The organism is Rhizobium sp. BR 314, assembly GCF_047445805.1.
GTDB lineage: Bacteria > Pseudomonadota > Alphaproteobacteria > Rhizobiales > Rhizobiaceae > Rhizobium > Rhizobium lusitanum_B.
In genome coordinates this window covers 14,281-34,158 of the sequence record NZ_JARWLA010000035.1, presented here as the reverse complement: position 1 = coordinate 34,158, position 19,878 = coordinate 14,281, and the positions used below count along the sequence as shown (strand labels likewise).

Sequence of the window (19,878 nt, the reverse complement as noted above, 5' to 3'; positions counted from 1 at the left end):
CGCGCTAATGTAGCGCCTTGCCGACCGCCAGCAAAAGCACGTTTTCCTGACTGAACTGACCCTTATCGAGAACGCCGGCAATCTGCCCCTCATGCATGACCGCGATGCGGTCGGAAACGCCGATGACCTCTTCCATGTCGCTTGAGATCATCAGGATCGCGACGCCGGCGTCGGCGAGTTTGCGCATCAGGCTGTAGATCTCGTTCTTCGCGCCGATGTCGATGCCGCGCGTCGGCTCATCAAAGATCAAAACCTTGGGGCGCATCGACAGCCATTTGGCGAGAACGACCTTCTGCTGGTTGCCGCCTGAAAGTGTGCCTGTGCTGGTCGAAATGGAGGGTGCCTTGATGCTGAGCGCTCTTCGTTGGGCTTCGGCGGCGGCGTCTTCCAACTGAGAGGTTACCATGAACCGGCGCGCGTATGCCGGTAGATTGGGCAGGGATATGTTCTGCACGATCGGCATGTCGAGGAGAATGCCGTTGAGTTTGCGATCCTCGGGAATGAGAAAGATGCCATTGGCGACTGCTTCTCGGGCAGAGCTCAGTTTCAGGTCTCGAGCGTCAAGCGTCGTCGTGCCGTCGCCATAACTTCGGTCGATTCCGAAGAGGACGCGCGCAAGCTCTGTTCTACCGGATCCGACAAGGCCCGCAAGTCCGAGGATTTCGCCGTACTTGATGTCGAGATCGACCGGTCGGGTAGGATAGGCGGCAGTTCGGATAGCGGAGACTTTGAGCGCAACATTGCCTGGGGGACGCGTCGGTTCGATATCGCGTGCGCTCAAGGCGCGGCCGATCATCAACTTGACCATGCGGTCATGGTCGATCGAGTCCTTTGCCAATGTCCCGACGAGCGTGCCGTCACGAAGCACGATGACGCGATCGGCCACGCGCTCGACTTCGTGCAGGCGATGGGAAATGAAGATGACGCTGATACCTTCCGCCTTGAGCGACGATATGACGGTCAGGAGCTTCTCTGTTTCTGCAAGCGGCAGGCTGGATGTCGGCTCATCGAGAATGACGAGGCGCGCGTTGATGGAGAGCGCCTTGGCGATCTCGACCATCTGCTGCTGCGCTAGAGACAACGAGGCTACGGGCGTATCCGGTGAAAAATTGGCGCCGACCCGCTTGAGCAATGGGGCCACCATGTCGCGCAGGCGGTTTCGATCGACCAGGTTGAGAACGCCGCCGCGTAGCGGCTCGCGACCAAGGAAGATATTTGCTGCTACATCGAGATTTTCGAACAGGTTGAGCTCTTGGTGCACGAAGGCGATACCCGACGCAATGCTGCTCTCCACGGTAAAGGCGCCGTGCTCGGCTCCGTCGAGCCGAATGGATCCACGATCGGGCTTGACGACACCGCCGAGGATTTTCATGAGCGTCGATTTGCCCGCGCCGTTCTCGCCGACAAGGCCGATGACCTCGCCAGGGTTTACATCCATCGAGAAATTGTCGAGCGCGACGACGCCCGGATAGGTCTTGCCAATCCCCGAGAGGCTCAGAAAGGGCAATGTGGCTTGCGTTGCTGCCAGTGTATCGGATCTTTGATTCATACGAAGATTGCGCCTGTACGATGTGACTTTGAAAGTCGCTGCGTCGCTTGCAATTGCATTCGAGCAGCGCCGGTCTCCGCAAACCGGCGCTGCCGCGAGCTGGCGTTACTTGCCAGCCATAGCCTTCAGATTGGCGGCATAGGCGTCCACGTCATCCTTGCCGATGATCTTCGTCGGGATGATGATCAGCTTGTTGGCAGGAACGCCTGATTTGTCGCCCTTCAGGTAGGACGCCATTAGCTTCATACCCTGGTAAGCCCAGAGATAGGGCTGCTGCACGACTGTAGCGGCGATCGTTCCTTCCTTGACGCCGCCAAGGGTGATCGGATCGTCATCGAAGCCGACGACGGTGACCTGGCCGAGCTTGCCCGCTTCGCGCAGCGCCTCATAGATGCGGGGCGTGTTGTAGGAATAGAAACCCACCATGCACGTGACGTCGGGGCTTGCGACAAGCGCGTCTTCGACGTTCTTCTTGGCTCTGGTCTGGTCGATGTCGTCGCCGCGCACATCGGTCAGTACGATCTTCGTGCCCGCTAGGCCGTCCTTCATGCCCTGGATGCGTTCTTTGGCATTATCGGCGCCGAGCAGCCCCACGAAGCCGATGCATTTGCCCCCATTTGGCATGGCTTTCTTGGCGATTTCGGCAGCCTGCTTGCCGGCGTCGACGTTGGAGGAGCCGATATAGGCGACGCGGTTCGTATCCGGCGCATCGCTATCGGTGGTGAACAGCGCGGTTTCGGAGCCGATCTTGTTCAGGCCGTCGGTAGAGGTTTTGGGATCGACAGCGGAAACCATGATGCCTTTGACGCCCGCGGACACCAGATCTTCCATCAGTCGCTGCTGAATTGCGACGGAGGACTGCTCGGGATACTTCAGTTCCATGTTGAAGTCGGGCAGCTCTGCCTGCGCCTTCTTCACGCCGGCTTCGGCAGCCTTCCAGAAGTCGGAAGCGCCGTTGACGACGAATGCCAGCGTCGGCTTGTCGGCGGCGTAAGCGGCTGTTGCAAAGCTAAGCATCAGCCCTGCCGTGAAGACGGCAGCGCCCCTTGTTAGGTGCTTCATGATAATCCTCCCATAGATCCGCTGTCGGGATCTGGTTGAAACTCGCGGCAGATCGTCCAGCACCCCCTCCTAGGGCCTCTCGTCAAGCGAGACGCGGCACGTTCAGCCACGAAAACGACGGTATACGACTAATTTCGATTAGTAAATAGAATTAGTAATACAATAAGGCGCAGCTCTGCGGTGGAAATGGCGAAATTGCGGGTATCTCCAACCTTTGTAGGAACTTACCATTGACATGCTGTGGATGGAGATCGCGTTTATCTCGGAAACAGTTGCCGAAATCGCGTCGATGATGGTAATAAGTATTAGCGCGCGGTGAAGGCAGTGGGGATTTGGCCGGCTCCGCATCAGGGAGATGAGACATCATTATGAAGAAAATACCGGCCGCAACCGGCAAGCTGACGGCCGCCGACAGCAAGGCATCGAAGGGGAACGGCCGTCGCCAGGGCAGCAGGGTAACGATGACCGATATTGCCAAGGCCGCCGGATGCTCGCAGACCGCGGTTTCGTTTGTCCTCAACAATACGCCTGGAATGCGCCTGTCGCCACAAACACGGGAGAGGGTGATCGAAGCGGCTCGCCAGCTCGGCTATGTTGCACCTGTGCTATCCACGCCGCCTGCACTTTTGTCACCCGCGAAGCTGGACGGCATTATCGGTTTTGCCGTCGATCAGCTCGCGACTAGCCCGGAGGCCGTTGTCGCCATCGAAGGCGCACGGCAGGCATCGTGGAACGCAGGTAACGTTCTGCTTGTCGCGCAGACCATGAGCGATCCGATCATGGAGCCGCGAACGATCAAGGCGCTCAGTAGCAGCGGGATCTCAGCCCTCATCTATATGACCATATTCACCCGCGAGGTCGAAATCCCTGATTATCTCTACGATCTCAACATCCCTGTTGTCCTGCTCAATTGCTACACTTCGGACTATGCATTTCCCGCTGTGGTGCCCAGCGAGATAGCCGGCGGTCAGACTGCCACCCGGCATCTCATTTCTCACGGTCATCACCGGATCGCGACGATTACCGGCGAACCCTGGATGCAGGCAGCGCAGGATCGATTGACCGGTTACCGTCGCGCCTTGGCCACTGCCGACATTCCCTTCGACCCGGAGCTGGTCATAGAAGGCGACTGGTCGGCGAGCGCCGGCTATTCCGCGACGATGAAGCTGCTTTCATTGCCTGAACGTCCGACCGCGATCTTTTGCCAGAATGACCGCACCGCTATCGGCTGCTATGAGGCGCTAAAGGAAGCGGGACTTCACATTCCGGAGGACATGTCGGTCATGGGCTATGACGATGAGGACATCTGCCGCCATCTCGTGCCTGCTTTGACCACATCCGTTCTTCCGCACATGGCGATGGGGCAATGGGCGATCGAACATTTGGAAACAGCGGTTCTGCCGAGAGAGCGCCGTTATCAAATTACCAAGCTCGAATGCTCGCTCGTCAAGCGAGCGTCCGTTGCCGCTCCGTCCGGCGCAAAGACTGGGAGCCGCAAGGCTCGGAAGGCTTAACGCGACCTGGCAGGTTTGGTTTACTCAATGCTCGCTGTCAACTTTGAGGCGATCGAAGGCGGGCCTTGGCGACGAACCTCTCCAGCACCGAATTTCGATCGGCCGGCGGCCAGAAGAGGGCAAGCCGGTGGCTGCAAAGCGCAGGCTCGGTCTTTTTCAGCACGAGCTCGCTCAGGATGGGGTTTGCACCTTCCGACAAGAGGCATGCTCCGACGCCGGCAGCGGTCAACGCCATCTGCGACTGCGTCGTCGCCACATCGGCATGAACGATCCGCGGCACGATGCCGAGTGCGCACAGCGCTTCGAGCTGATGATCGTAATGTGCCCGATGATATTCGCGGGGGGCAAGGACGATGTCCAACTGCTCAAGGTCTTCGGGATGAAGCACCGGCTTGGCGGCAAAGGGATGGCGCTTCGGCAGGCAGATGAGGTAGGGAGCCTCCCATATCGGCAGTGATTGCATTTCATCCAGCAGGCGATCTGGCGTCGGGAGAGACAGGAAGCCGGCATCGATCTCGCCTTGATTGAGCTTGTCGCTCATCTGCTCCGCCGTCATCTCGATCAGGAAAAGCTGCACATCTTTGGCGGTCTCGCGAAATGATGCCAGTAGTTCGGTGACGGCAGGATAGGACATGTAGCTTGGTATGCCGATCCGGAGCTCCTTTCGTTCATCCCGGCTGTTGAGAAGATCGATGGTTTCGTCCAGAAGCCCGAGGATCCGGCTTGCCCGGCCTGCGACCAGCTCTCCCTCCGCAGTCAGCCGAAGCAGCCGCGCGCCGCGTTCGACCAGTGTCACGCCAAGCGTCGCTTCGAGCTGTGCGATCTGATGGCTGAGCGTCGGCTGGCTGATGGCCAGGGCCTGAGCTGCGCGGCCAAAGCCACCACAGCGCTTCAGCTCCACGAGGTAGATGAGTTGGCGCAGGCTGATCCGGCGCAAACGCTGCGTGGCCAGCGAGGAATTGGTAGGCTTGGCTATGGCTTTTCTCCTGATCGGACCCAGGAGCTCTCATAGATAGTTTCTATGAGAGCCGTGTGAAAACAATCGAACTGTCACGATACGGTTATCGTAGGTCCATAGAGGCCCCTTGCGTAATTGAGGATGCAAGTTTGGCTGTGGCAAGCGGATCGTTGACAGTGTTGGGTTCGTCGGGTGGATTCCCGATCTCCGGGTTTGCCTGTTCAGGCTATCTTGCCCGCGTTGCCGGCCAGAGCTTGCTGCTGGATTGCGGCCCGGGCATTGCCGGCGCGCTGATCGGCGCGGACGCGAAGGCCGGCATCGATGGCGTTGTCATAAGTCATCTACACTCGGACCATGTGCTCGATCTCATTCCACTCGGCTACGCCTTGATGACGGAATGGTTGACGGACGGGCGCACCGAGCCCGTACCGCTCTATTTGCCGCCGGGTGGGTTGGAATTCCTGCAGAGCTTTTCGGATCTCTTCGGTCATCGCAATTGGCGTTTCACGGAAGAGGGGCGCAATGCTGGATACCAGGCGCTTGGCGCGGCTCTTGCTCGCGGCCAGGACTGGCTGCTGACGGTTTTTGATGCGCGTGAATATGAGCCGGGCGAGGATATCGCCTTTGGTACAACGACAATCGCGACTTTTCCGGTCGATCACCGTGTTCGGACGGCGGCGATGCGCCTCAGGCTCGGAGCAATGGATTTCGTCTATTCCGCCGATACGCGCTTTCTGCCGGCACTTGGCCATTTTGCTGCCGGCACTGACCTTTTCCTCGTCGACGCTCATTTTTCGGGCCCAAAGGCTCCAGGCGGCCTGCATATGACGCCAGCGGATGCCGGTCGGCTAGCGGCGATTGCCAACGCAAAGAGGCTGGTCCTATGCCATCTCGGCGCGCCAGAAGATGGTGCTTCGGCGCGGCAGGCAGCGGCAGCTCATTTCGACGGCGAAATCCACGTGGCGTTCGACACGCGGGAGTACCGGTTATGATGCAGTCAAACGCCCACCTACTGACGCCGATCGCAGCGCCGGCGCCCGGTATCGGCGAGCGCGCCGCCCCCTTTATGCTGGTAGGGCCGATGCTGACGCTGCTTGTCATTTTCACCATTCTGCCCTGCCTGCTGACACTCATCCTGGCTTTCTTCGAAACGGACATTCTTGTCGGTACCATCAGGTTCGTCGGCTTTTCGAATTTCACCAAGGCCTTTGCGCGGGGCGATCTGCTCAACAGCATCGGCGTGACGCTGCTCTACATGGCATTGACCGTGCCCACCTCAATGATCTTCGGCCTGCTGGTCGCGCTTGGCATCAACAGCCTCGGCCATGGTCGAGTGTTCTGGCGTGCAGTCTACTTTCTGCCCGTTGCGGCAACCCTGGTCGCCATGTCCATCGTCTGGCGTTGGATGTTTGTCGGACGCCGCGGCCTGATCGACCACATGCTCGGGCCGATGACCGGCATCACCGACTGGCTGAATTCGCCGGCGCTCGCACTGCCAGCTGTCGCTGTTGTCGGCAACTGGCAGCAGATCGGTTTCATCGCCATTCTCTATCTTGCCGCGCTGGCTGCGGTGCCGCGGCATCAGCTGGAGGCGGCGCGTGTCGATGGCGCCAATGGCTGGCATCGCTTCTGGCATGTCACATGGCCAGCCATCGGACCGACCACCGTCTTTGCGGGCATCATCACATCGGTCAACGCCATGCGCGTCTTCGACAGCGTATCGACCATGACTGGCGGCGGCCCGTCGCGTCATTCCCAAACGCTTGCGCATCTGATGTGGGAACGCGGCATTTATTTCTTCGACATTGGCGGTGGTTCGGTCGTCACTCTGGTGCTTGTGGCGCTGGCGCTGATCGCCACTTTCCTCCAGCGCGTCTTGACGGCTCGGCTCGAGAAGGCAGGCTCCCGATGATCCTTACCTCCTCTCGTGGCCGCTATTACTTACAACAGGGCGCCATTCATCTGGCCCTTGCCATCGGGGCGGTGTTCATGCTGCTGCCGTTCTGGCTGATGCTGCGCACATCCTTCACGCCGCCCGACGAAATTTTCCGCGGCAACCTGCTCGCCCTGCCTGCTTTTACGCTGGAAAATTATGTGCGCGTCTTCGAGGATGTGCCGATCCTGCGCTACTATTTCAACGGTGTCGTCGTGGTTGTCGCGATCTTCATCGGGCAGGTCGCCGTCTGCGTGCCCGCAGCCTATGCGTTGTCCCGGCTTCGGTTTGCGGGACAGGCTGTGAGCCTCTGGCTGGTGCTCGCAGCGATGATGGTGCCTTATCAGGTAACGGCTATTCCTGTTTATGTGCTGCTGTCGCAGCTTGGCCTCGTCAACAGCTACGGCGCGCTGATCCTGCCCTTCCTCAGTTCCGCGTTCAGCGTGTTCCTCTTGCGGCAGTTCTTCCTGTCGATCCCGCAATCGGTGTTCGAATCTGCTCGGCTCGACGGCGCGTCGCCTTTTCGCATACTCTGGCACATCGTCCTTCCAATGGCGCGGCCGGCGATCACGACGTTCGGAATCTTCAGCTTCGTGTCGCATTGGAACGACTATTTCTGGCCGTCCTTCGTGCTGCGCAACGACACCGCGGCAACCGTGCCCTTCGGCATCGTCCGCTTTCTCGATCAGGAGCTTGGATCGGAATACGGGCCGCAGATGGCCGCCGCGACGCTCACCGTTCTTCCATTGCTGCTCGGCTTCCTCTTGGCGCAGCGGCAATTCATTGCCGGAATGTCGATGACATCCGGCCAGGTCGACTGAAAATTCCCTTTTACTCTGGAGTGTTATCAATGATCCGCCTGATCTCGGCCACTGCCATCGCCACCATCTCACTCGCACTTCTTCCCGTATTCTCGGCTGCGGCCGGAGAGCTTCGCTTCGTTTCGGGTCAGGAGAAGCAGAACGGTGCGGTGTTGAAACAGATTTTCGAAGCCTATAACGGCACAAAGCCGTCCTCTCCGGTGAAGCTCGAACTCGACAACAAGTCTGACCTCGACACGACGCAGAAGGTGCTTGCCGATATCGTTGCCGGCACGACGCCAGATGCCGTACGTGTCACGGGGGCGGTACTGCGTCCCTACGTCGATTCCGGTCGTGCACAGCCGCTTGACGATTGCCTGGCATCAGCGCCGGACCTTGCTGCACAGCTGGACAAGGGGTTGCTCGACGATTTCCGTGTCAACGGCAAGCTCTATGCCATGCCATGGTATGTCACCCTGCCGGCGCTGTTCATCAACACCGATGCTTTCAAGGCGGCTGGTCTCGATCCGGCGAGGCCGCCGAAAAACTGGACGGAGCTCGAGGCAGCGGCGGCCAAACTCAGCGACAAGGCCAACAACAAGTACGGTGTGCTGACGTACATGCCCAACACCTACATGTTTGAGGGCCAGCTCGCATCCGCCGGTGGCGCCATGATCGGTGCGGACGGCAAGTCCGGGGTCGGTGGTGCGGCCGGCGTCGAGGTGATGGGTTATATGCGCGGCCTGGTCGAGAAAGGCTACATGCCGGCCGTTTCGCCCGGCACGTTCTGGGGTGAGGCGGGCCGCATGTTTCAGGCCGGCGAGGTGGCGATGCTGTTGAGCTCTTCCTCCGGCTATACCAGCCTGGTTTCCAAGGCTTCATTCAAGGTGGCGCTGGCGCCGATGCCGGCAAAGGACGGTGCAGCACCCGTGACCATGGCGTCGGGCAACGGCTTCGTCATGCTGGCGACTGACCCGGCGCGCAAGGAGGCAACCTGCAAGGCGCTGCTGTCGCTCGTAACACCTGAAAGTGTTGCGCTGACCGTCAAGGCAACTGCGTCTTCGCCGATCAACACGACCGCAGTGGTAAAACCGGAACTGCTTGGAGATTTCTATAAGCAGAACCCGGACCTGAAGGTCATCAATACGCAGAGGAGCCAGAATTGGTACACCTTGCCGGGCAAGACCAACAACGAGTTCCAATCCAACTTCGGCGACATCCAATACGAAATTCTGACCGGTGCGACCTCTGCTCAGGACGGCATGAAGCGCCTCTCTGGCATCATGGACGACCTGACCGGCGCGAAGTGAGGACACGTTCATGACCATTGCTATGACAGCGAGGGCAACAAATGCCCTCGCACCAGAGGCCGTTACCGTCCAAGACTTGACGAAGCTCTGGGCGGGCGCCGAGCGCCCGGTTTTTGACCGGCTGGATGTCAATTGTCCGGCAGGTGGCGTTACCGTGATCGTTGGCCCCTCTGGATGCGGCAAGACCACGCTTCTGCGCTGCCTTTGCGGCCTTGAGACAGCGACCGCCGGCACCATCCGTTTCGGCGAGCGGGACGTCACCCATGTCGATCCGCAGCGCCGCGGGGTGGCGATGGTCTTTCAAAACTATGCGCTTTATCCCGCCAAGACGGTGTTCGAGAATATTGCCTTTCCGCTGCGCATGGCTGGCGTCACGAAGGCAGAAATCGAGAAACGCGTGCTTGCAGCCGCGCAGCTTGCTCGCATCGATGCGCTGTTGGGACGTCTCCCGGCACAACTTTCCGGCGGCCAGCGTCAACGCGTCGGCATCGCCCGCGCCATCGTGCGCGGACCGGGCGTGCTTCTGATGGATGAGCCACTTTCCAATCTCGACACAAAATTGCGGATCGAGATGCGCGCTGAGCTTGCAGCCCTGCAGCGGGAGATTGGTGCAACGACCATCTATGTAACACATGACCAGACAGAGGCGCTTGCGCTTGCCGACCATCTGGTGGTGATGCGTGACGGGCATATCGAACAGCAAGGCAGGCCCGAAGCCATCTTCTCGCAGCCGGCCAACAGCTTCGTCGCCGATTTCCTCGGCTCCATGAACCTGGCGCCAGTCGAGATCGAGGGGACCGGGGTGAAGATTGGCGGCGACCAAGCGATCCATCTGCCGAGATCCACGGACCTGCCAGGCAAGTTTATCCTCGGGTTTCGCGCCGAGGATGTCACGCTTGGCGTCCAGGGCGAGGGGCTGCACCTCACAGCTTTTGTTCGGCGCTCCGAACTGATGGGGGTCGAGCGGCTCATCCATCTGGACTGTGGCAGCTGGCGCTTTCGCGCGCGTCTTGCCGAGGCGCTGGAACCCGGCAGCACGGTGGAGCTATTCGTTGCCGCCGAGCGCCTTCACTATTTCGACACCGATGGCCGCCGCATGGAGATGGGACATTGATAGACAAGCACGTTATCTGGGACTGGAACGGCACCCTTCTCGACGACTTTACGATCACGGCGCGGATCACCATCGACGCGCTTGGCGATCTCGGTCGCCCGGGCGTGACGGAGGATGATATCCGCCATCACTATCAACGGCCACTCGCCAGATATTTCGATGCTCTCCTCGGTCGCACGGCCTTGTCTCACGAGTTGAAGCATCTCGGCGACAGCTATGTCACCCGTTACGACGCAGCGATGCGTGACCAGCCGTTGGCCGTCGACGCCATTCGCGCGCTTGAGGACATCGCCCCTTTTGCCAGCCAGTCATTGCTGTCGATGGCGCCGCATCCGCAGATCGCGACACTGATCGAACATCACCGTCTCGGCAAGCATTTCAGCCTGATCCAGGGTTTTACAGGCACTGGACATCCTTCGAAACATGAGAGCCTCATTGCCCACTGCGAGGCGCTCGGCGTTGCGACCGACCGCTGTTGGATGATCGGTGACACTGTCGACGATTTCGACGCGGCAAGCCCGCTTGGTATCCGCACCGTTCTGGTGACCACGGGCATGCAGGCGCGCGCAGCACTGGTGGCGACCGGAGCACCCGTCGTCGACACATTGGCCGACGCTTCCCGATTGATCCTGGAAAACAGATAGAAGCAGATGGAAATGCAGCACAATGACTTGATCGCCCGGCTCGAAGCCGAATTCATGGCCCATGACGATGGCAGTGACGCGAGTCATGACATCAATCATGCCCGACGGGTGATGCGCGCCGCGCTGCAGATTGCGGCCACCGAGGGCGGCGGCGACGAAGGCGTCATCATCGCTGCAGCTTATCTGCACGATTGGGTGAACCTGCCGAAGAACGATCCCAACCGGTCACGCGCCTCGGAGTTTTCGGCCGAGGCCGCAAAACCGATCCTGGCCTCGCTCGGCTTTGCGCCGGACCGCATCGAGGCCACTTGCCACGCCATTCTAACACACAGCTTCTCGGCCAATATTCCGCCGCGGACGGTGGAGGCCCGGGCGCTGCAAGATTCAGACCGGCTGGAGGCCCTGGGGGCTATCGGCCTGGCACGGGTTTTCGCGATCGCCGGCCAGCTTGGCTCCTCCCTGTTTGACGGAGAGGATCCATTTGCCAAGAGCCGTCCGTTGGACGATCGCCGCTATGCGGTCGACCATTTTGAGGTGAAGCTCCTGCGTCTGCCCGAAACCATGCAGACGGCGACTGGCCGGAACATGGCGGAAGCGCGCGCGGAGGTGATGCGGCGCTTTCTGCGCAGCCTAGCCGAGGAGCTTGGCCACGCAATGCCCTGGTGATCGACCGTTGTCGACCACAGTCGTTGCGTCAATCGGCGACGTCGGGAACGATCGGAGCTGCACCACGTAGCGGCCGACGGAAGATTTCGGCGCTGGCGACACCGATCAAGGCAAGCCCGCCGCCTATGATATGGTAGCTGTGCACGGGCTCACCGAGCATCGTTATGGCGGCGAGCGCCGTAAAGACCGGCAGAAGGTTGATGACGGCGGCGCAGCGGCTTGGCCCGAGGATCTGGACGCCTCGAATCCACAGAAACGGCAGGACGACTGATGCCATGCCGCCGGCATAGGCGATGAGCGGCAGTGTTTCGGCATTCAATGACCGCATCGGCGCTGGGGTCGCCAGGAATGCAGGGAACATGATCGTCAGGGCGCAGATCGCCTGCATATAGGTCGACTGCCAACCTGCGACCGGAAGATTCCAGCGTTTCAGCAAAACGCCGTACAGCGCATAGACCATTGCGGCTGTGAGCATAAGCGGATCGCCAAGGTGAATACCGTTTTCCACGATGCTGGACGGGTTGCCGCCGCTGACCAGATAGACCAGCCCGACAAGCGAGAGGATGCCGCCGCCGACCATACCGACGGTCGGGGTATCCTTCAGCACAACGGCACTCAGCGCGACCGTCAGCAACGGCGCCAACGCCGTGAAGATCGCCATGTTGGTTGCCGTGGTGGTTTCGGCGGCCAGGTAGGACAGGCTTTGGAACAGGCACATCGCCAGGAAACCGAGAATGGCGAATTTTCCGATGTGGGGCCAGATGATGGCGCGATTTCGCCACGCGGGAACGGCGACGAAGGTGCTCATCAGAAGAACGGCAAACAGCAGACGATAGAAAGTGATCGCCTCCGGCCCGATCGTGTGTGCGGACATTCTGGAAACGATCACATTTCCGGACCAGAGGATGATGGCGAAGAGAGGATAGAGAAATGCGAGTTTGTTTTTCATGATCGATAACCGTGACCTTTCATTGAGGCCCACGGTTACCGTTTCCAGTTTGGTCCGTATCGCTCTATACTGAACATAATTGTAGGGATTGGGACATGCAGAACGATCCGACCCGAAAGCATCTCGACTTTCACGATACGCATCGCGCAATGGCGGCGATGGATATCAATTATCCTGACGGGTCTTCGACGGGATGGCATTCGCATCCGCGCGGCCAGCTTCTCTATGCGATAGAGGGCGTGATGATCGTGCAGTCGGCGGAAGGGTCATGGGTTGTACCGCCGAGCCGGGCATTGTGGCTGGCCGCAGGCATAGAGCATGAGGTGAAGATGTCGGGCGAGGTCAAGATCCGCACCGTCTTCATCGATGCGATCGCGATCCGGCATCTGCCCGAACGAAGCTGCGTCATCGAGGTCTCTTCGCTGCTGCGGGAGCTCATTGTCGCCGCCGTTCACGTGCCGCGCGATTATGAAGAGGGCAGCAGGGACGATCGTCTCATGCGGTTGGTTGCCGATGAAGTGCGGGTTTCCGACATATTGCCCGTCCATCTTCCCATGCCGGCAGATGCCCGCATCAAGCGGATCTGCGAGGCGGTCAGCGAAGACCCTTCGGATATCTCGACGGTCGGGCAATGGGCCGAACGGCTCGGCGTGACCGCAAAAACCATCCATCGGCTGTTCAGCAAGGAAACGGGTATGACCTTCGGGAGATGGCGCGAGCAGGCGAGGTTGTTATTTGCCTTGCAGCGGCTCGCGAGCGGCGGGCGCGTGATCGATATAGCCTTCGATTGCGGTTATGCCAGCCAGAGCGCCTTTACGGCGATGTTTCGCCGGCACTTCGGAAAGCCGCCATCCGATTTCTATCGCCAGATCAAATGAACAGCACTGCTATCGCTGTGCATAGGTGTGGATACCGTTCAGTCCCTTTTGATCAACAGTCCATCGAGAAAGGTGCGGAAAGCTGCGACTGCCCGTTTCGAGGTAGCCTCCGGATCGTCCGAGTTGGCGATCCACTGCGCTGCGCTGCTGCTTGCCGCATTGATGAGGCGAGCCCCGGCTTCCGGGTCGATATCGACGATAGTTCCTTCCTCGCGAAGGCTGCGAAGACTTTGGGTAATGGTGGTGATACAGCCGTTCGCGCTTGGCCATCCCGAGGGGTCGCCTAGCACCGCAGGCCCATCCCGAAACATGATGCGCTGGATCTCGGGCTCCAGTGCCATCTCTACGTAACCGACGTTCTCGTCCACGAAGCCTTGCCAGCGCGATGACGCTTGGCCCGAAATGCCGCAAAGCCTTCCTGCCATTTCGGCATCGATTTCGTTTATAACAGCCTGCAGCAATCCTTTCTTGTCGCCGAAGTGATGGTAGAGCGCGCCGCGCGTCAGCCCGGCGACAGCCGTGAAATCGTCCATGGATGCTTCCGCGTAACCAACGCTTCCAAATGCCTCGCGGCCGGCGGCCAGCAATTTGGCCCGCGTTTCGGCAATCATTTCGCTGCGGGGCTTGCGCATCCTGTCTCCGTTCATGCTTCCCAATTAATTCGCATACGTGGCGTATGATAGTTGACATACGTGGCGTATGCAATTATCTCACTCACATACGCCACGTATGTATTAGGCGCCTTCGTTCAGTCAAGGAGCATTACGATGTCCAATCCGTATAAAGAGATTTTCCAGGTTCCGGGCGCCAAGGGTTTTGCGGCCGCCGGCTTCTTCGCCCGCCTTCCGTTTGCGATGGCTCCCATCGGCATCATCGCCATGCTTTCGCAGACGCGCGGGGAGTATTGGCTTGCAGGCGCCGTTTCCGCGACCTTTGCACTCACCAATGCGCTCGTCTCGCCACAGATTTCCAGGCTTGTCGATCGGCTCGGCCAACGTGCCGTTGTTGCGCCCGCTACACTCGTCTCCGTGATCGCCTTTGTCGCTCTCATCATTGCTGCGAGGCAGGGTTGGCCGGCGTGGACGCTATTCGCTGCCGCCTTCTTCTCGGCTGTCATGCCCAGCATGCCGGCCATGGTGCGCGCCCGCTGGACGGAGATCTTTCGCGGTCGGCCGGAGCTGAACACGGCCTTCGCCTTCGAATCTGCTGCCGACGAGCTTGTCTATATTTCCGGCGCGTCTCTTTCGGTCGGTCTTGCAGTTTCGCTGTTTCCGGAGGCAGGAATGGTCGTTAGCACCGCATCCCTCGCGCTCGGGACAATCGCATTTCTGCTACAGCGGTCGACCGAGCCGAAGGTGCGTGTATCGGGCTCCGAAGGCCGCCAGCGCTCGGCAATCTGGCTTCGCCCGGTCCAGATCATCACGACGGCCCTGATTTTCGTCGGGGCGACCTTCGCGACTGCGGAAGTCAGCGCTGTTGCCATCACCAAGGAACTGGGCCAGCCCGAGGCGGCAAGCATCGTGATCGGCGTCTACGCCATCGGCTCCTTTCTCGTCGGTCTGGCGATTGGCGCATTGAATCTCAAGATGCCGCTCCAACGTCAGCTGCTGGTCGCCGTCAGTGTGCTTGCAGTAACGGCTCTGCCACTCCTTGTTGCCGGCTCGTCGGTCGCTCTGCTTGCCTCTGCGGTTTTCCTGAGCGGCGTCGCGATCTCGCCGACCTTCATCACCGCCTTCGGTCTGATCGAGCGGCGTGTGCCGGAATCGATGCTAACCGAAGGCGTGACCTGGGTGATGACCGGCATCGGTATCGGCATGGCACTCGGCGCTTTTGTCTCCGGTCTGGTGGTCGACAATTTTGGTCCGACGAACGGATTTTGGGTCTCCGTCGCAGCCAGCCTGATAACCGTTCTCATCGTGGCGCTCGGACAAGCCAGCTTGGCGGGAGAACCTTCGTCCTCCGATGTCGCATCCGTCACTCAGGCGGCAGAGTGAGATCCACGATCTGGCGTTTTCTCAACGAGAGCAGCTGCGCGCCATTAGCGACGCAGCTGTTTTCTGCCGGTGAAACGGTCGGACCTGAAAACGAGATCGGCGAAGCGTTCACCCATCAGCCGATGGGTTTCAGCATCCGGATGCAGTTCATCCTGCAAGGGGAGGCGTGCGTTGTCCGCCTCTCCGTAAAGCTCAAGGCCGTGCAGGTAGTGAATATTGTCGTCGCTTTGCGATCTTCGCTCGACGATCGCTCGGAGCCGATCGCGGATGACGGTGAGCGTCAACTTGCCTTGCCTTACTTCGTCGGCATTGCCCCCGGCCTGAAACAGCAGGCGTCCTCGCCGCAGCGCGGAGAGATCGGCCTGGCTCGGTCCGGGTATTGTTTCGTGTATCGGGCAGAAAACGGACGATACGACGAGCAAAGGTGTCGTCGGATGCCCCTCCCTGATGGTGTCCAAAAAGCCATGGACGGCAGCGCCAAAGGCGCGTAGCCGCATGAGGTCGGTATTGACCAGATTGATACCGATCTTCAGGCTTATGAAATCCGCGGGCGCATCCCGGATCGCGCGTGCCACGAAGGGATCCAGCAGCGCGTTACCACTGAAGCCAAGGTTGACGAGTTCCATGTCCGCCCGATCTGCCGCGATCGCCGGCCAGATGCCTGTCGGCGACGCCGCATTCGAGCCCTGGCTGATCGAGCTGCCATGGTGAAGCCAGACGGGTTTCCCGGTTGCTGCGATCGGCGCAATGGGCGCATCCGAGCGCAGAGTGATGAGTTCGGTTGCCTCGTCGTGCGGTAGCCAGATAGCGACGGTTTTCATGCCTGCTGGAAGGTCTGTGAAACACAGCATCTGCGGCTTGCCAGGCTCAATGGCCGTAGTTCCCGTCGCCATGTTAATCCGCAGAATTCTGCCGTTCGAAACGCTCTCCTGCCTTTCCAGCCGTCCATTCACGCGCAGATCGTAGACGCCGGCGGGGCGAGGAGGCATCCCCTCGTAGTCGCGTTTGGTGGCGAGGACGTCTAACTCGACTGTTGTCGCAGATGTCTGAAACGCGACCCGAACGCCAGATGGCTGCGCTTCGGCCATCAAGAACTGCGCTTCGTCGCATTGGGCGCGAGCCCAGGAAGGTAGGCGATGCGGAATGAGGCCGATATCCGTGCGTTCTGCTTCAAGCGCGCCGAAGAGCAGATCGGGCGTGATTGGCGTCGTTATTGAGGTAAGTTTCATGGACATTTCTAAACTCGATCAGCTCGGGAGAATGGGGGATTGGCCGGCGCTTGAAACGGCCCAGCCTTTCAGGAGCGCATCGAGCGCATCGAGGCTTCGCAACCAGGACACCCCGGCCTCAGGCTGGCTGTGGGAGAAACTCCCAGCCAACTCCAGCACAGAAAAGCCCAGGAAGAAGCTGCCCAGCAAGCGTATCGCGTGAATGCAATCTGCTTCCACCAGCGAATAGCCACGCAGGACCGCCTGCATGCTCCGCGACAGCCGGGCGCCGCCGCTTGCGGCGGCGGTTGTGCTATCGATTGGGAACCGTGCTGCTTGAAATAGACCGGGATGCTCGCGTGCGAATGTGCGGTGAACATCGGCCAGAGCAATCAGCGCATCCTTGCCCGCGCGTCCGGCTATGGCCTCGTCTGCACGGTCGGCCAGTTCAGAGAGGGCGAGCAACGCCACGCCGGCCTTGAGGTCGTCCGCGCTTTTCACATGCGAATAGAGGCTTGCCAGTTTCACATCGAATTGGCGGGCGAGTGCAGCCAGGGTCAGGAAATCGAATCCATGTTCATCCGCAATTTTCGCCGCCGCTTCGACAAGTCGTTCTCGGGTTAAGCCCGCCCGCGCCATTCTATAATCCTATCTATATTAGTTTATTGCCTAATATGATTAGGTTTTGGGAATAGCAATCCCTTCCGACAATTGAGGCCGCAAATTTCCGCCGGATCGGCGGTTCCTTCGATGTCGATCGTGATGGTCCCGGAACGCGTTGCTGGATATAGAGTGGCAGCGACATACGGTTCGGGAGAATTGACTTGCCTGAGATCAGTGACAGGGAATATTGGATCGAAAGCCCGGGAGGGCGGCTTTTTGCCAAGTCCTGGACGCCCATCGATCCAGGCTCGACCACACCGCTGATTCTGTTTCACGATTCGCTCGGATGCGTCGCGCTTTGGCGACAGTTTCCGCAATTGCTGGCGAAGGCCCTCAATCGGCAGGTCATCGCCTATGATCGTCTGGGCTTCGGCCGCTCCGACCGCCGCACGGATATGTTGAGCGGGGATTTCGTTGCGATGGAGGCGGAGCAATATGTTCCGCTCCTCTGCGAAAGCCTGTCTGTCAACGAGTTTATCGCCTGCGGACATAGCGTCGGCGGCGGTATGGCCGTTTGGGCGGGCGCAAGCCTGCCGCGGCTATGCAAGGGTGTCATCACGATAGCGGCTCAGGCATTCGTGGAAGACCGCACCCTGGCGGGAATAAGGATTGCCGAACGGGAATTCGAGACGCCAGATAACATGAGCCGCCTGGCCAAATATCACGGCGACAAGGCCGAGTGGGTTCTCCACGCCTGGATCGACACATGGCAGGACCCGGCCTTTGTCGACTGGAGCCTCGATGCGGCGCTTCGGTTGCTCCGTTGTCCGCAGCTTACGATACATGGCGAGTATGATGAGTTCGGCTCCCTCGAGCATCCCCGCCGAATAGCAGGGACGCACGGAGAACCCCGGATCCTCTCCGGCATTGGGCACAATCCACACAGGGAATGTCCGGAACTGCTTGTCGAGATTATCGAAGACTGGCTCACTTCGCAAAGCTCGGCATCGGCGAAGATACCCGCCGATCGCTGAGGTCCAGAGGCGCCGGCGATCGATCGACCAAAACAATTTCAGAAATGCCGTTGCGCCCTTGCTGGATTTCTCTAGCAGTCGGGCGCCTCAGGCGGCCGGACCGGTTCGCTAAACGTGCGTTGCAACTTGCCCCAGCCCGGATCGTGCATATGGGCGTGCAGCCCCGCCCGATCGGCAAGGGCGAGCGCTTCGCGCTGGCCGAAATCGAGCGCTGCATCGACATCTGTCGTCAAGACCTTGCCACCTTCCATCAGCACCTTGCCGTCGACGATCACGGTGTCGACGTCGCTGCCGAGGACTTGATGGATGAGACGGTGGATGGGCATCCAGTTCGGCATCAGATGCGGTTTGCGCATATCGATGATGGCGATATCAGCCTTCTTGCCCGCTTCCAATGAACCGATCTCATGCTCCATGCCGAGGACCCTTGCGGCATCGATGGTGATCATCTCGAAGACCTTGCCCGGCGGCAACAGGTAGCGGTCGTGATTGTGCAGGATATGTTGGGTGGATTGAAACAGTCGGGCGGTTTGCAGCATGTCGAAATGGCGGCTCGGAGAAACGCCGTCCGTGGTGACGGCCAGCGAGATACCCCTTGCCATCATCTCCAGCACCGGTGTCGATCGACCGGGCGGCGCATGGGTAACGTGCGTGCCCGTCTCCGCCAGGATATCCATTTCTTCATGAGAAATGCCCCAGCAATGCTGCAGATGGATGTCCGGTCCGAGAAGCGCATTTTCCTTGTCCTGGAACGCCATGCGGATCTGTCCGGCGAAGGCATCGGAATGGATGCGCACGCCCCATTTGCGCGCGGTTTCGCGGACGCGGCGCGCCTGCATCCGGTCGGCATCCGTCAGGTTGACGGCCTGGTCCGGCGTTGAGGCGTTGGAAGGCTCCACCGAGGGCACGATGGTGAACGGCGTCAGAAAGACGCTCATGCGACCATCCGCGCTGCCGTTCAACGTCTGGATCACCGCCTCAGAACCCTCGATCATCTCTTCGAAGGCTATGTTGCGCCGCTCGGGCTTGCCGCTTTCCCAACGGGTGACGGGGTGCGGCCAAGGCAGGCCAGACGGGCCGACGCAGACGATCTCGCGTAGGCCGAGTTCGGTATAGGCACGCGCATGGTTGATGGCGAACAACGGGTCGTCGGCGCGCGGCATCGAGGTGATGATGCTTGCGCCCGTCGTCACCCCGGCGCGAAGTCGCTCCAGGCCAGAAACCAGTCCATCCGCATACCAGAAGTCACGGGTGACGTAGTGATAGTAGGTCGGCGTGACCACGCGCATCCACAGGGCGTTGGTATCGGCGGCGATGCTGCGGATCAATGTATGGCCTGCGTGACCGTGTGCGTCGATGAGGCCCGGGATGATCATCTTGCCACGGCAATCGATCACCTTCTTGTCGGCATGACGTGGCGCCAGTTCGGCAGCAGTGCCGATCTCAAAGATTCTGTCGCCCGAAATTGCCAGAGCGCCATCCTCGATAATCCGGCGCTCCGTGTCGACCGTTACGATCGTTCCGTGCAGTAGAAGCAGATCTTCCATATTTTCCTCCCATGTTTCAGCCGCACAGCTTGGCGCCGATCGAACTGATTTTTGCGTACGATAATTGTCAACAATTTAATTGACAATAGTGGGGACCGCATCAATACTCCCGGCC

19 protein-coding genes are annotated in these 19,878 nt (G+C 59.9%); 11 read left to right on the top strand and 8 right to left on the bottom strand.

Features of this window, described 5'->3' with window-relative positions; all coding sequences use genetic code 11:
• Positions 1-4: 4 nt before the first annotated feature.
• Complete coding sequence (locus tag QD461_RS29570) at positions 5-1,549, bottom strand: sugar ABC transporter ATP-binding protein (protein WP_414090777.1); 1,545 nt, start codon at positions 1,547-1,549, stop codon at positions 5-7.
• A gap of 105 nt (positions 1,550-1,654) precedes the next feature.
• Positions 1,655-2,611, bottom strand: coding sequence for a sugar-binding protein (locus QD461_RS29565; RefSeq protein ID WP_414090776.1), 957 nt, complete (start codon positions 2,609-2,611; stop codon positions 1,655-1,657).
• A gap of 461 nt (positions 2,612-3,072) precedes the next feature.
• Here QD461_RS29565 and QD461_RS29560 point away from each other — a divergent pair, with 461 nt between their 5' ends.
• The gene (locus tag QD461_RS29560; protein ID WP_414090806.1) at positions 3,073-4,125 is read left to right on the top strand and encodes a LacI family DNA-binding transcriptional regulator; all 1,053 of its coding nucleotides are present in this window, start codon (positions 3,073-3,075) and stop codon (positions 4,123-4,125) included.
• 37 nt (positions 4,126-4,162) lie between these two features.
• On the opposite strand, the gene QD461_RS29555 is transcribed toward QD461_RS29560, so the two are convergent.
• Positions 4,163-5,062: a LysR family transcriptional regulator gene (locus QD461_RS29555; RefSeq protein ID WP_414090775.1), complete on the bottom strand. Its 900-nt coding sequence runs from the start codon at positions 5,060-5,062 to the stop codon at positions 4,163-4,165.
• 176 nt (positions 5,063-5,238) lie between these two features.
• Here QD461_RS29555 and QD461_RS29550 point away from each other — a divergent pair, with 176 nt between their 5' ends.
• Genes QD461_RS29550 through QD461_RS29520 form a run of 7 tightly spaced genes read left to right on the top strand, consistent with a single transcriptional unit; the run spans position 5,239 to position 11,550 of the window.
• Positions 5,239-6,075 carry an MBL fold metallo-hydrolase gene (locus QD461_RS29550; RefSeq protein ID WP_414090805.1) on the top strand — a complete coding sequence of 279 codons (837 nt, stop codon included), beginning with the start codon at positions 5,239-5,241 and terminating at the stop codon, positions 6,073-6,075.
• Positions 6,072-6,995, top strand: a complete 924-nt coding sequence (locus tag QD461_RS29545) for a carbohydrate ABC transporter permease (RefSeq protein WP_414090774.1) — start codon at positions 6,072-6,074, stop codon at positions 6,993-6,995. Before QD461_RS29550 ends, QD461_RS29545 begins: the two co-directional genes overlap by 4 nt.
• Positions 6,992-7,837, top strand: a complete 846-nt coding sequence (locus tag QD461_RS29540) for a carbohydrate ABC transporter permease (RefSeq protein ID WP_414090773.1) — start codon at positions 6,992-6,994, stop codon at positions 7,835-7,837. Before QD461_RS29545 ends, QD461_RS29540 begins: the two co-directional genes overlap by 4 nt.
• Before the next feature lie 29 nt (positions 7,838-7,866).
• Entirely contained in the window at positions 7,867-9,126 is a 1,260-nt protein-coding gene (locus QD461_RS29535; protein ID WP_414090772.1) for an extracellular solute-binding protein, read from the top strand.
• 10 nt (positions 9,127-9,136) lie between these two features.
• Positions 9,137-10,240, top strand: coding sequence for an ABC transporter ATP-binding protein (locus QD461_RS29530; RefSeq protein ID WP_414090771.1), 1,104 nt, complete (start codon positions 9,137-9,139; stop codon positions 10,238-10,240).
• A complete protein-coding gene (locus QD461_RS29525) occupies positions 10,237-10,884 on the top strand; it encodes an HAD family hydrolase (protein ID WP_414090770.1) in 648 nt (215 codons plus the stop codon). The genes QD461_RS29530 and QD461_RS29525 overlap by 4 nt, the downstream gene beginning before the upstream one ends.
• 12 nt (positions 10,885-10,896) lie before the next feature.
• Entirely contained in the window at positions 10,897-11,550 is a 654-nt protein-coding gene (locus QD461_RS29520) for an HD domain-containing protein (protein ID WP_414090769.1), read from the top strand.
• A 28-nt stretch (positions 11,551-11,578) separates the two neighbouring features.
• Here the strand turns inward: QD461_RS29520 and QD461_RS29515 are convergent, their stop codons facing one another.
• The gene (locus QD461_RS29515) at positions 11,579-12,499 is read right to left on the bottom strand and encodes a DMT family transporter (RefSeq protein ID WP_414090768.1); all 921 of its coding nucleotides are present in this window, start codon (positions 12,497-12,499) and stop codon (positions 11,579-11,581) included.
• 95 nt (positions 12,500-12,594) lie between these two features.
• On the opposite strand from QD461_RS29515, the gene QD461_RS29510 reads away from it, so the two are divergent.
• Positions 12,595-13,377, top strand: coding sequence for an AraC family transcriptional regulator (locus tag QD461_RS29510; RefSeq protein ID WP_414090767.1), 783 nt, complete (start codon positions 12,595-12,597; stop codon positions 13,375-13,377).
• Positions 13,378-13,415: 38 nt separating this feature from the next.
• Here the strand turns inward: QD461_RS29510 and QD461_RS29505 are convergent, their stop codons facing one another.
• Positions 13,416-14,009: a TetR/AcrR family transcriptional regulator gene (locus QD461_RS29505; RefSeq protein ID WP_414090766.1), complete on the bottom strand. Its 594-nt coding sequence runs from the start codon at positions 14,007-14,009 to the stop codon at positions 13,416-13,418.
• A gap of 135 nt (positions 14,010-14,144) precedes the next feature.
• Here QD461_RS29505 and QD461_RS29500 point away from each other — a divergent pair, with 135 nt between their 5' ends.
• Positions 14,145-15,371, top strand: a complete 1,227-nt coding sequence (locus QD461_RS29500; protein ID WP_414090765.1) for an MFS transporter — start codon at positions 14,145-14,147, stop codon at positions 15,369-15,371.
• Positions 15,372-15,415: 44 nt separating this feature from the next.
• Here QD461_RS29500 and QD461_RS29495 read toward each other — a convergent pair whose 3' ends face one another.
• Together QD461_RS29495 and QD461_RS29490 are read right to left on the bottom strand one after the other, a co-directional pair.
• A complete protein-coding gene (locus QD461_RS29495; protein ID WP_414090764.1) occupies positions 15,416-16,600 on the bottom strand; it encodes an SGNH/GDSL hydrolase family protein in 1,185 nt (394 codons plus the stop codon).
• Positions 16,601-16,618: 18 nt separating this feature from the next.
• Entirely contained in the window at positions 16,619-17,218 is a 600-nt protein-coding gene (locus QD461_RS29490) for a TetR/AcrR family transcriptional regulator (RefSeq protein WP_414090763.1), read from the bottom strand.
• Positions 17,219-17,403: 185 nt separating this feature from the next.
• Between QD461_RS29490 and QD461_RS29485 the strand changes: the two genes are divergently transcribed.
• Positions 17,404-18,216 carry an alpha/beta fold hydrolase gene (locus tag QD461_RS29485; protein WP_414090762.1) on the top strand — a complete coding sequence of 271 codons (813 nt, stop codon included), beginning with the start codon at positions 17,404-17,406 and terminating at the stop codon, positions 18,214-18,216.
• Between the two features lie 71 nt (positions 18,217-18,287).
• On the opposite strand, the gene QD461_RS29480 is transcribed toward QD461_RS29485, so the two are convergent.
• A complete protein-coding gene (locus QD461_RS29480) occupies positions 18,288-19,763 on the bottom strand; it encodes an amidohydrolase family protein (RefSeq protein ID WP_414090761.1) in 1,476 nt (491 codons plus the stop codon).
• Positions 19,764-19,878 lie beyond the last annotated feature (115 nt).